The 12,881-nt window shown below is 52.8% G+C and carries 6 protein-coding genes; all 6 read right to left on the reverse strand.

Going from position 1 to position 12,881, the window contains the following annotated elements; translation table 11 throughout:
- Positions 1 to 6: 6 nt before the first annotated feature.
- Entirely contained in the window at positions 7 to 7,134 is a 7,128-nt protein-coding gene (locus tag BXO87_RS06250; protein WP_038459685.1) for an amino acid adenylation domain-containing protein, read from the reverse strand.
- Between the two features lie 14 nt (positions 7,135 to 7,148).
- Entirely contained in the window at positions 7,149 to 8,075 is a 927-nt protein-coding gene (locus tag BXO87_RS06255; RefSeq protein ID WP_038459688.1) for an isochorismatase, read from the reverse strand.
- A 17-nt stretch (positions 8,076 to 8,092) separates the two neighbouring features.
- On the reverse strand, positions 8,093 to 9,718 hold the full coding sequence (locus BXO87_RS06260; RefSeq protein ID WP_038459690.1) for a (2,3-dihydroxybenzoyl)adenylate synthase: 1,626 nt from the start codon (positions 9,716 to 9,718) through the stop codon (positions 8,093 to 8,095).
- A 17-nt stretch (positions 9,719 to 9,735) separates the two neighbouring features.
- The gene (gene dhbC, locus BXO87_RS06265) at positions 9,736 to 10,932 is read right to left on the reverse strand and encodes an isochorismate synthase DhbC (RefSeq protein ID WP_038459692.1); all 1,197 of its coding nucleotides are present in this window, start codon (positions 10,930 to 10,932) and stop codon (positions 9,736 to 9,738) included.
- A 23-nt stretch (positions 10,933 to 10,955) separates the two neighbouring features.
- The gene (locus tag BXO87_RS06270) at positions 10,956 to 11,741 is read right to left on the reverse strand and encodes a 2,3-dihydro-2,3-dihydroxybenzoate dehydrogenase (RefSeq protein ID WP_038459694.1); all 786 of its coding nucleotides are present in this window, start codon (positions 11,739 to 11,741) and stop codon (positions 10,956 to 10,958) included.
- A 135-nt stretch (positions 11,742 to 11,876) separates the two neighbouring features.
- Positions 11,877 to 12,746, reverse strand: a complete 870-nt coding sequence (locus tag BXO87_RS06275; protein ID WP_038459696.1) for an alpha/beta hydrolase — start codon at positions 12,744 to 12,746, stop codon at positions 11,877 to 11,879.
- Positions 12,747 to 12,881: the final 135 nt, after the last annotated feature.

The following is a 12,881-nucleotide window of genomic DNA, read 5'->3' on the forward strand; positions in this document are numbered from 1 at the left end:
CTTTCTTTACCGGACTGTACGCCGTCCGTTTAATTTCTCTGCCAGAATCGCGCCGATGTCGGCAAGCGGGCCCGGCTGGCACATATCTTTATGGCGGCAGTCTAAGTCATACCGCTCGATTTTCCCCGTAATATACGGTTTCCAAGTATCCGGCTCAATCGGGTCAAACCACTCCGGAATAATCGTGGATCTGAAGAACAGCACATCTCCGTGGAACGGCTTCGGCTTGTATGTTCCTAACAGCCCGACAGAATTAATGTACGTGTCTTTCAGATTCATCATCACTGACTCGTCCAGGCTGGCTAATGCGCTTCCCTCACGGCGGAGAATGGTCAGCGCGGTGTCAAAATCAAGCGGCTGATCCCCGAGGCTGTCCGGGTCGTACCCTCCCAGGGCAAGCAGCGCGATGACGGCTTCCTCGTCATCAGGCGCATTTTTTATCGGCAGAAAATGATTCGGATACGCGTCAAGCATCACCAATAGCGAAACCTCTTCACCCCGGCTCTGTAATTGTGTCGCCATGGCCTGAATGACATTCCCTCCAAGAGACCAGCCGAGCAGACGGTACGGCCCTTTCGGCTGCACGGTGCGGATTTTCTCAATATAATCCGCCGCCATGTCATCTAAGCTTTGCGGAAGCGGTTCTTTTTTTCCGATGCCTCTCGCCTGTAAGCCGTATATCGGATAATCAGCCTCTAAAGAAGACATCAGCCCGGCATAACACCAGCTGAGACCGCCGGCCGGATGGACACAGAACAACGGTGTTTCTTCTCCTGCCGTTCTGAGCGGAAGAAGAACATCAAGCGCGCTTGCGCCCGTTCCTGACTCAAGTCTTTCAGCAAGACTTGCCACCGTAGGAGCTTCAAATAGTGTTCCGATACTGAGCTCGGCTCCCATCGCTTCCCGAATACGGCTCATTAAATGAACCGCAAGCAAAGAATGGCCGCCTAAATCAAAAAATCTGTCATCAATACCGACACGCGGCAGATGAAGCACCTCTGCGAACAGCTCACACAGCATTTCTTCCTGCGGCGTTCTCGGTCCCCGGCCGGTGACCTCCGTTTGGAAGTCAGGCGCAGGGAGCGCTTTTCGGTCAAGCTTTCCATTCGGTGTCAGCGGCAGTTCATTCATTTGGACAAAAGCTGACGGAACCATGTAATCCGGCAGGCTTTCTTCGGCAAACCGGCGCATGTCCCCCGTGTCCAAGGTGCTGCCGGCAGATCGGACAAGGTAGGCGGCCAGCCGTTTATCTCCCGGCCGGTCTTCACGGACGACTACGGCGGCATCCTCGACATCCGGATGTTTGACGAGAACCGCTTCGATTTCTCCCAATTCAATCCGGAAGCCGCGGATTTTAATCTGGTGGTCCGCCCTGCCCATATAATCAAGAGAACCATCCGTCCGCAGGCGGGCTAAATCCCCCGTCCGGTACATTCTCGTTCCCGGCGGGCCGTACGGATCAGCTACAAAGCGTTCGGCGGTCAGGTTTTGCCGCCCTAAGTAGCCGCGTGCCACGCCTCCTCCGGCAACATACATTTCGCCAGTGATGCCCGGGGGCACAGGCTCCAGCCGGTCATCAAGCACATATACGTTCAGATCAGGAATACCGCAGCCGATGAGGCTGTTTGCTCTCAGTTCGGCAATGTTTTTGTCTAATTCAAGGTAACTGACGTGCACCGTCGTTTCCGTAATGCCGTACATATTCACGAGCACCGGCTGATTGTCTGCGTGGCGGCTGTACCAATCCTCAAGCCGGCTCAGCTCAAGCGCCTCGCCGCCGAAGATGATATATCTGAGTGCGAGCTGACGCCCCAGCTCTTTGTGTTCTTTTTCCGCATGCATCAGCTGGTAAAACGCTGACGGCGTTTGGTTAAGCACGGTCACCCGCTCTTTCACGAGGAGATGTAAAAACGCTTCCGGCGATCTGCTGATGTCATGCGGCACGATGACGAGACGTCCGCCGTGAAGCAGCGGCCCCCACATTTCCCAGACAGAGAAATCGAAAGCGTAGGAGTGAAACATCGTCCATACATCATCAGCATGAAAGTGATACCAATGCCGCGTCGACTCAAACAGCCGGATAACATTGCTGTGCGGAATGATGACACCTTTCGGCACACCTGTTGATCCCGACGTGTAAATGACATAGGCCGGGTGAAGCGGTGACAGCGGACGAATACGGTCGGCATTTTCAGGGTTCGTGACGGCATATTGCCGAAGTGTTTCCTTGTTCTGCGGATCATCCAAGATGAAGGCCGGCATGCCGCTTTCGATAGAGAGCTTACTTGCGCCTTCACGGTTGGTGAGCATAAATACAGGCTTGGCATCATGTAACATAAAAGCAATGCGGTCCGCGGGATAATCAGGATCAAGCGGCAAATACGCTGCCCCCGTCTTCAGGACGGCTAACAGCCCGACAATCATATCTAAAGAACGCGGCAGCGCCAGTGCGACAAACTGCTCCGGGCCGACGCCGCGGGCAATCATCATGTGTGCGAGCTGATTGGCTTTTTCATTCAGCTCTTTATAACTGAGTCCGCTCTCTTCAAATACTGCCGCCGTTTCATCCGATTTTGCGGCGGCCTGTATTTCAAACAATTCAGGCAGTGTCTGCCGAGGCTGAATATGCTGTTTTGCCCGATTAACCGGCAAAAGCTTCCAGCGCTCTTCATCAGAAAGAATGGTTAAGCTTCCGATCGGTTTTTCCGGATGTGATGCAGCATCTTCGAGCAGAAGAAGCAGGCGTCCGGCAAGTGCTTCGGCCGTTTCTTTTCTGAATAAGTCCGTACTGAACTCCAGCAGGCCTTCAATACCGGCAGGCGTGCCGTCGTCATGGCGCTGTTCAGCCAATTCCAGCGTCAAATCAAATTTGGACGATCCGACACTGCTGATTTGCAGGCTTGTTTCCATATCAGGAAGACTGAGTACAGGGTCAGGCGTATTTTGGAATGCGAGCATCACTTGGAACAGCGGATGTCTTGATCGGGAACGAATCGGATTCAATTCTTCCACGAGACGTTCAAACGGCACATCCTGATGTTCATATGCTGCGAGATTCATTTCTCTGACCCTTTCAAGAAGCTCACAAAAGCTCGGATCGCCAGAGGTATCGGTTCTCAGTACGAGTGTATTAATGAACATACCCACAAGGTCTCCCTGTGCGTCATCACTGCGGCCGGCTATCGGACTTCCGATCGGAATATCGGTCCCTGCACCGAGCCGGGTCAGTAACGCGGAAAGCCCTGATTGAAGCACCATAAACAGGCTTACGCGCTGCTTTCTGGCAAGTGAGAGAAGACGGGCATGAAGCTCTTGGCCGATGTTGACCGGAATGACGCCGCCCCTGTAGCTTGATTCAGCAGGACGCGGAAAATCAGACGGCAGCTCCAGCTGATCCGGTACATTTTCAAGCGTTTTCTTCCAGAAATCCAGCTGGCGCGCAATTAGGCTCTCAGAATCAGATGCGCTGCCTAAAAGCTGCTGCTGCCAAAGCGCATAATCCGCATATTGAACCGCCAGCGGCGCCCATTCTGCTTTTTCACCTGTTTGCCGGGCGATATAGGCTATGGATAAGTCACGCATGAGCGGATTCAAGGACCAGCCGTCACCTGCGATGTGATGCAGGAGAACCATCAGCGTATATTCGCCGTCACCAAGATCAAACAGCTCAGCCCGGACGGCCGGCTCTTTAGCGAGATCAAACCGATATCTTGCCGCAGCGGCAAGCATGTCTTGGAGCTCGTTTTTGTCTGCACGTGTCACTGTAAACACAGGGCGGGCTTCTTCAGCAGGTAAAATGAGCTGATGAGATGATCCCTTATTTTCCGGAAAAACGGTGCGCAGGCTTTCATGACGGCTGACAACATCGTAAAAGGCGTGTTTCAGCGCTGATTGGTCAAGCTTGCCTGACATGCGGACAATCACCGGAATGTTGTAAGTCGGGCTCGGCCCTTCAAGACAGTAGAGAAACCAAAGACGCAGCTGCGCAAATGACAGCGGGATGTGCTCCGGCCGGTCAAACGGCTTGAGCTTAGGCCGCGCACTCTTTGCGGTGTCAAGCTGTGCGGCGAGCCCGGCAACGGTCGGCGTATCAAACAGACGGCCGATGCCAAGCTCTGCGCCCATCGTCTCCCGGACCCGGCTCATCAGGCGTCCGGCTAAGAGCGAATGTCCGCCCAATTCAAAGAACCCGTCATCAATTCCGACCCGCGCGAGACCGAGAACCTCGGCAAACAGATCGCATAATATTTCTTCCTGCGGTGTCCGCGGCCCTCTGTCAGACAGGACAGCGGAAAAATCAGGTGCAGGCAAAGCGCTGCGATCGAGCTTCTTATTCGGCGTCAGCGGCAATTCTTTCAGCTGTACAAACGCGCCCGGCACCATATAATCCGGCAGGCTTTCGGCCATATATGCACGAAGTCCGCCGATATCAAGGGGCTGATCCGAGACAGCATAAGCCGCCAGCCGCTTATCTCCCGGCTGGTCTTCACGGACAATGACGGCGGCCTGCGAAATACCCGGATATTTCGACAGCACTGACTCAATTTCTCCTAATTCTATCCGGAACCCGCGGATTTTAATTTGGTGATCGGCTCTGCTGATATAATCAAGCGAGCCGTCCTCACGCCAGCGCACGAGATCTCCCGTCCGGTACATCCTCGCGCCCGCGGGGCCGTATGGATCGGCAATGAATCTTTCAGCTGTTAAATCAGGACGGTTATAATAACCTCTGGCAAGCCCCTCGCCCGCGATATAAAGCTCGCCCGCGACTCCCGGCGGGACGGGCTGCAATGCGGCGTCCAGCACATATACCCGCGTGTTCCAAATCGGCTTTCCGATCGGAGGCGCCCCTCTATGGTCTTTTGCAAGCGGCTGTGCGGCCGACCAGATTGTTGTTTCAGTCGGCCCGTACAGATTCGTCACCGTACAGCCTGATTCAAGCAGAGCATGCATAAGCGCATTCGGAAGCGCCTCACCTCCGACAAGCACCTGCAGCGCCTGGAGAGAATCCGGTTCATTGGTGACTAATGAATGCCATAATGTCGGCGTTGCCTGCATGATTGAAATACCGTATGAGTGAATCATGTGCGCAAGCGCCCGCGGTTCCTGAATCGTCTCTTTACGTGCGATGACGCACCCCGCCCCGCTGATGAGCGGAAGGAAGAGCTCAAGTCCGGAAATATCAAACGCCGCAGTCGTAACGGCAAGCAGGCGGTCTTGTTCCCCGAGCGGGAACATTTCCCGCATGGATAAGAGGAAATTGCTTACGCTTTTTATTGTCACGACTACGCCTTTCGGTTTGCCCGTTGAACCCGATGTATAGATGATATAAGCGGGGTGCAAAGGCGAACATTCCGCCTGAGCGGGACAGTCAGCATTTTGAGCGGCAACGGTTTTTACCGTATCCGGGTCATCGAGAATGATTCTTTTTGCATCACTGTCTTCCGGCATGCGGCCGGATAATTCCATCGTTGTAATCAGGCAGGCAGGCTGTGCATCTTTGAGCATGTATGTGATCCGCTCAGAAGGAAAATCAGGATCAAGCGGCAGGTATGCGGCTCCCGTTTTCAAAACGGCCAGCATGCTCACGGCCAACTCCTGTGACCGCGGAAGCAGCAAAGCGGCAAATTGTTCCGGTCCCAGCCCCTTTTCTTTTAGCATGCCGGCAAGCTGGTTCGCGCGCTTGTTCAATTCGGCATAGCTGAGCTCTTCGTTTTCGGTGATGATTGCCGGCCGGTCCGGTGTTTTTACGGCCTGTTCGTAAAACAGCTCCGGCAGACTTTTCTGCTTCTCGGACTTGCGCGTGTCATTCCAGCTTTCCAGTACGCGGAGACGTTCACTTTCAAGCAGAAGGTTGAGTGTGCCGATTTTTTGTGTCTGGTCTTTCACAGCGGATTCCAACAGAAGCAGGAATCGTTTTTGATGGTTTTCAATATCTTCGGCGCTGTACACTTCCGGATTCGCATCAAAGTCCACACGCATTCCGCTTCCGTCCGCTCTGTCGTAAACGTTAATTGACAAATCATCAACGGGCCCTGCTGATAAGTTATGAACGGTCCCCCGCGCTCCGGCGAAGTCAAGCGCGTAGTCAAACGGCATCACATTGACTTGCGGGCCGAACAGCCTGCGATTTTCTCCGAGCAATTTAAGGTCGCGGCGCATGTCTTCATGGCGGTATTTCTGATGGCGCCGGATGTTTCGGATTTCTTTTGCCACTTGGCTGACGGCCTCATGAAAATTCATATCCGGGCGGAGAGAAAGCCGTAAAGGCAGAAGATTCATGACCATGATCGGAATATTCAGTGAAATCGAGCCGATCCGCCCCATCATCGGCAAACCGAGCACGATATCCCCTGCGTTTGTCATCCGGTGGACATATACCGCCGCTGCGGCAGTGACGGCTTCATGCCAGTTCGGAATCGCTTTTACATGCTGTAAAGCCGTTTCAGAAAGATAAGCCGTGCTTCTCCGAAAACTTGTTGACGTTCGCGGCGCTCTTTCCGCCAAACTGACGACATCAGGTTCATCCGCAAATTTCTCCATCCAAAATTCCCGATCTTTCAGGAATTGATCAGACGCGCGGTATTCTTGTTCTTCTTTTACCAGCTCCTCCAAAGAGCCGAAGGATCGCCCGTTATCCGGACGTCCTTCCCGTATTGCGGTGTACATTTGCGCCGTACGCCGTGCCAGCAGTGAAAAACCGTAGCCGTCTATCGTAATGTGGTGAATGCGCTGATACCAGAAAAAGCGTTCCGGTCCCGCCTGAAATAAAATGTCGCGGAACAAAGGCCCGGCCGCCATATCAACGGGCTCAGCCAAATCTGTCTGCATGAGTCTGAGTGCGGCCTGCTTTGGATCAGCTTCTGAACTCACATCTATGACATCGATCGCAGCCTCAAATGGAGGATTGATGATCTGCTTCGGCCCGTCTGCTCCCTCCTCAAAGCGGGCGTGTAATGACGCGGCTTCCGTCAGCACGCGTTCGAGAGCGGTTTTAAATATGTTCACATCGATCGCGCCGTTTATCTCAACGTACTCGCCTGTATTGTAAATCGGATTATCAGGATCAAGCTGCTGCGCAAACCAGATACCGGCCTGTGCGCCTGTCAGAGGCAGCTGTTGTGTATCATGCATTCTATTCTCTCCCTTTATAAATAATCTGCGTTCGGCAAGACTTTTTGAGATCGGGAAGAAAGAAGTCTCCACCACTCTTCCAGCGTCGGGTTCTCCGCCAGTTCCACAAACGTCACTTCGGCTCCGTCACGGCGCCATTGTTCGACAAGACTCATGATTCTGACGGAGTCAAGACCTCTGTCCAGCAGGTCTTCATGATCCGGAATATCAGACGGTGATTCTTGAAGAATCGCCGCAATTTGTTCCCGCACCCGGTCTTTTGTCAATACGGCGGAAACCTTCTCTTCTCCTTCAGAAACCGGCGCGCCGCCCAGCAGCTCCAGCACTTCGTTTGTCAAAGCTGTGTAAGCGCAGCGCTGAGACGCATATTCGATGGCCATCTTATGTTTTTCTGAAGAAAAATCAGCAACGGCATCTCCGATAAAGAAGCTTTGGATATCATCCATAAATGCTTCACATGCTGTGACGAGGCAGCCGATGTGTGCATAAATTCCCGTAATCATGAGCTGGTCTCTGCCGCTTTCACGCATGATCTCAAGGAGATTCGTCCGTTTAAACGCGCTGTATCTCCACTTTGTGAGGACAATGTCCTGATCATCCGGGGCAAGCTCCGGAATGACCTTTTCTTCATAAGGCCCGCTTTTTAGCCCCGGCCCCCAAAAATCCGTCAGCAGCGCACGGTCCGCCGGGTCTTGGCTGCCCGGCTGCGCGGTATACACCACCGGAATGCCGAGTGCTTTGCATTGCTCTTTTATTTTTTTGATATTCTGAGACACCTCTGTGATCGGAGCGACACCTTTCGCAAAAGCATCGACGAAATAATTCTGCATGTCATGGATCAGAAGCACCGCGCGTTTCGGATTCAGCGTCCACGATACTTTATTTTCAGGCATATCTGACGCTGTCGGCAGCGCATATGCGGGAATAGACGGTATAGCCAATGTAAACACTTCCTTTTTTAAGATTGTTTGATTTCAGCCGGCTTTACTTTTTGGGCGATCGTTTCGCGAAGATCCTTTTTACTGACCTTGCCGACGCCAGTTTTCGGGAAAGAAGCGATAAATTCAATCCGGTCGGGGATTTTATATGCCGCCAGTCCGCGCTCACGTAAAAATGCTTTCAGCTCTCCCGGTTTCGGCGCTTCTCCTTTCGGGATGACGAACACACAGGACCGCTCCCCGAGAAAATCATCCGGCATTGAAACCATGGCCGCATCATGAACGGCAGGGTGCGCAAGAAGGTGATTTTCCACCTCCTCAGCGGCTATTTTTTCACCGCCCCGATTGATTTGATCTTTCGCACGTCCTTCGACGATGATATAGCCGTCCGCCGTCAGTTTGACGATATCGCCGGTCTGATAAAATCCGTCGGCTGTGAATGATCTTTCATTATGTTCTGGCGCTTTATAATATCCGCGAATCGTGTAAGGGCCGCGTGTAAACAAATGTCCTGCTTCACCGGGGGCGACATCCCGCCCGTCATCGTCTAAAACCCTGACCTCATCAAAAGGTGACATCGGTCTGCCTTGCGTATTGACAATGATCTCTTCAGGATCATCCAGTCTCGTATAATTCACCAATCCTTCCGCCATTCCGAAAACCTGCTGAAGGGTGCATCCGAAAGCGCTCTTTACGCGGCGGGCCGCCTCAGCGCTGAATTTGGCGCCTCCTACCTGCAGCACTTGAAGGCTTGATAAATCATCACTTCGCGAACCGGATGCGTCCATCCACACCATCGCAAGCGGCGGGACGAGCGCTGTAATCGTGACACGTTCTTTTTCAATTAACGGGAAGCAGTCATCCGGACTCGGCGTCGGTGACAGAACAACCCGGCCCCCGGCATATAAAGTTCCCAGCACACCTGGCGAGCTGAGCGGATAATTATGCGCTGTCGGCAGAGCGGCCAAATAAACGCTGTGATGATCCAAGCCGCATATTTCCGCGCTGATGCGCAAACTGTATATGTAATCGTCGTGTGTTCGCGGAATCAGCTTGGACAGCCCCGTACTGCCTCCTGAAAGCTGTAAAAAGGCGACTTCCGCCGGGCTTACATCTTCCAGCTGAACAGGCTCTCTATGCAGGCTGCTCAGTTCCTGAAACTCTTCAGCTTCGCCGGCTACAATGACATGCGCCAAACCCGGAAGTTTGTCTTTCACCTGTCTGGCAAGCGCCCTGTAATCAAAACCTGAATGCATATCAGGAATGATGTATGCTTTCGCCTCTGCAAACTCGCAGAAATACGTAATCTCACTGCTTCTATGAGAAGGCAGCGCGAAAACGGGCAGTGCTCCGAGGCGGAACAGCGCGAAAATCACTTCAAAAAACTCAGCGATATTCGGCAGCTGAACGACAACGCGGTCTTCCTTTTGAATTCCGAGCTTATGCAGTCCCGCCGCTAAACGATCGGCCCTTTCATCTAATTCTTTGTAGGTCCAATGTACATCTTTACACGTCACGGCAGTTTGATTTCCGTATAAAGCCGCGCGCTCTTTCAGCATTCCTCCGAACGTTTCACCCTTCCAGCAGCCGTCTTTTCGGTATTTGTCAGCCCATTCTTCCGGCCATGGCGTAAATCCAGTCAGCACGATCCGTTCCCTCCTTTTTACAACTCATCTTGGTAAAGCCCCATCGCCCGGAGCATGGTGCGGAATTTCGCCGATGTCTCGTCCAGTTCATCCTGCGGCTTTGATCCGGCGACAATTCCGGCACCCGCAAAGAGCCGGAGAGACCTTGTTTCCGCTTCGGCGCAGCGGAGTGCGATAATCCATTCTCCGTCACCTTCAGCATCACACCAGCCCGCCATTCCCGTGTAGAAATTGCGGTCAAACGGTTCAATATTCTGAATCGCTTCTCTCGCCGCATCCGTCGGCGTTCCGCATACCGCGGGTGTCGGATGCAGGGCGATGGCCAGCTCAAGCGATGTCGTTGACGGATCACGAAGCTCTCCCTTTACCTCGGTGGACAGGTGCCACATCGCCTCAGTTTTAATGAGTGACGGTTTTTCCGGCACATCAAGCACACGGCAGAACGGTTTAAGGGCGGCGGCCACGGCGGCCACAACTACGGCATGTTCATGCAGATCTTTTGCTGATTGCAGCAGTTCTTCCGCTCTTCTCTGATCCTCGGCGGGATCTGTGCTGCGTGGTCTGGAACCTGCCAGCGGATTGGACAGAATCGATGTTCCGTTTTTGGACAGCAGCAGTTCAGGACTTGCGCCGAAAAGCGTTTTTCTTGTTTCTGACGTTCCCGTCACATCCGCAGCGAATGTATAGCCGCGCGGGTTGTGCTGCGCCAAATGCTTGACGGCCTGAGGAATGTCGATATCCTTTTCAGCGGTCAGATGAAGCGTCCTTGACAGCACGATTTTGCTGAGCGGACCGTCCGTAATGTTGAATACGCCTTGTTCCACACCGCTCATAAAGCCCTCAGGCTCCGGAACGGGACGGATGTCATATGTATTGGATTGCGGCTTTTCTGCGGAAGATTCCGCAAACGAAAGCGGGCCTGCCGTATGGACATTCTTCGGTACAAAAAGCCGGGAAGCTTTTCTGCCGTCAAAAGGAATGGCGCCGGCCGCAATCGGATGTTTGATGCCGGCTTTCTTTGCCTCAAGAAGCGTCTGTCTCACGCGTTCAGGCAGTGAATCCAGCTGATTTTCCGTGTCTGTATCAGGCACTTCCGCAAACATTCCTTCCGCAAGCATCGTACTTTTCGGGGAAGCTAAAAAGAACGCCCCGGGCTTGTAAGCGTCCAGCACCTCTTTTGCAGACACTTCCGTCAATACATGTTGATTTGTCATGTTTGTCCCTCCTTCTCGTTAAATCAAACGCCTAAAGTAGCGCCGCCATCAACGCATAAATCATGCATCGTAATATGGTTTGCCTGTTCAGAAGCCAGAAACAAAACGGCATTTGCAATATCAGAAGGCTTCGCCAGCTTTTGAAGCGGAATTCCCGTTTTATATGTATCAAGCGAACCTCTGATGACATCCCGGGCTCCGTTCTCGTCCTGCCACAGCGCCCGCTGCATGTCGGTTTCCGTTGAACCCGGAGATACGATGTTGCAGCGGATATGATGGGCCGCAAGCTCCAGTCCGAGGCATTTCGTAAACATGGCGGCAGCCGCTTTTGACGCCGCATAAGCCGCCATGGAAGCACGCGGAACGCCGGCTGCATTCGAACCGACCGTAACGATGGCGCCCTTTTTCCGCTCAATCATGTACCGGCTTACAGCCCGTGACACATGAAATACGCCGGTCGTATTAACTGAAAATGTTTGATCCCAATCTTCATCACTGAGGGATTGCACCGGACCCGGCCGCAGCACGCCCGCAACGTTCGCCAATATTTCAATAGGCCCCATGTCACGTTCAACAACGGCGATGATATTATTGACAGCCGCACTGTCAGATACATCTGCGGCAAACCCCTGCGCCTGCACGCCTTTTTTCCGAAGTCTGTCAGTAAGCCCGAGAAGCAGGTCTTCATTTGTATCTATAGCTGCCACATTTACGCCTTGTTCAGCAAGGGCAAGCGCTGTTGCTTCTCCGATGCCTTGAGCGGCGCCGGTGACAACGGCCGTTTTCCCTTTCATTCCCAATGCGTCCATATTATCATTCCCTTTCTATATTGATAATGATTATCATTATCAATTATGATTCAAGACAATCATATCCAAATCAAAACACGCAGTCAATTAGAAAATTAGAATCAGCCGCATTTAGTTCGAAGGGCCTGTTTTTTCTCATGCGGGAGAATACGGGGTATGCGGCCCTCCCGGATTCAGGCAGAAACGCAGGGCCCTGCTGATTAAAACGGGCAGGACAGAAATATGACCCTCTCCTTCAAACTCGCTGTATTCAGTACGGACTCCATCATCTTCAAATCCGGATAATAAAGAGTACAGCGCCTCTGCGTGCTGCGGGATTCTGCTTTTTTGTGTTTTTTCAATTTCTCCCGCAGCCAGCAATACGCTGACTTGAAGATTTTCCGCAGAGAGCCGGTCCGACAAACGTTCCGCTTTTTCCTGAATAAAACGCTTGTTCCAGTGAATTGACGGACTCCCGGCAACATAGGTCTGAAACATGTCCGGCCTCGTCAAAAGCACTTGCAGCACAAAAAGACCGCCCAGCGAATGGCCGAAAATTGTCTGCCTGCCTCTGTCGATCGGATAATCCCGCTCCATCGCGGGCTTTACTTCTTCTTCTATAAAACTCAGAAACGCTTCCGCCCCTCCCTGTTCGGGCCATGCCGCGCCGCGCGGATGCACCGGCAGTTCTGATTCAGAAAGCGGCATCGTAAAATCACTGTGCCGTTCGGCGGAAAACGGCTGATCTGTCGGGTAGCCGATTCCGACAATCACCGCCGGAACAACGCCTGTTTTTTCAGGCCGTCGGCTTTGCACCCGCAAAGCTTCGGCCATTGTGCCGAATACGGAATTCGCATCGAGCAGGTATATGACGGGGAAGCCGGATGCAGGCGGCTCTTCCTGAGGAAAAGAGACAAAGATACGATACGTACGGCCTCCTTTAGAGCGCATTTCTCTTACTTCTGTGCCCGGAACCGCGTATCGGCCGGCCGGCGTGAAACCCCGCTTTATTTGTTTTCCGTCCATTATGTGTTCATCCCCTTTGCGGCAATTGCTTTATCTATGCTTATTGATAATGATTTTCAATATCAAAAGACACCTCAAATAATAGGTTTTTTGCCAAACAAAGTCAATGGATTTTTGATATAAAAAAAGCACCTT

It is taken from the genome of Bacillus sp. GZB, from assembly GCF_001975995.1.
In the GTDB taxonomy this organism is placed as follows: Bacteria; Bacillota; Bacilli; order Bacillales; family Bacillaceae; genus Bacillus; species Bacillus velezensis.

Coding starts and splice junctions, on each gene's coding strand:
- BXO87_RS06250 (WP_038459685.1), bottom strand. CDS start 7,134: ATGCATGATACACAACAGCTGCCTCTGACAGGCGCACAGGCCGGTATC.
- dhbC (WP_038459692.1), bottom strand. CDS start 10,932: ATGACAAATCAACATGTATTGACGGAAGTGTCTGCAAAAGAGGTGCTG.
- BXO87_RS06270 (WP_038459694.1), bottom strand. CDS start 11,741: ATGGACGCATTGGGAATGAAAGGGAAAACGGCCGTTGTCACCGGCGCC.
- BXO87_RS06275 (WP_038459696.1), bottom strand. CDS start 12,746: ATGGACGGAAAACAAATAAAGCGGGGTTTCACGCCGGCCGGCCGATAC.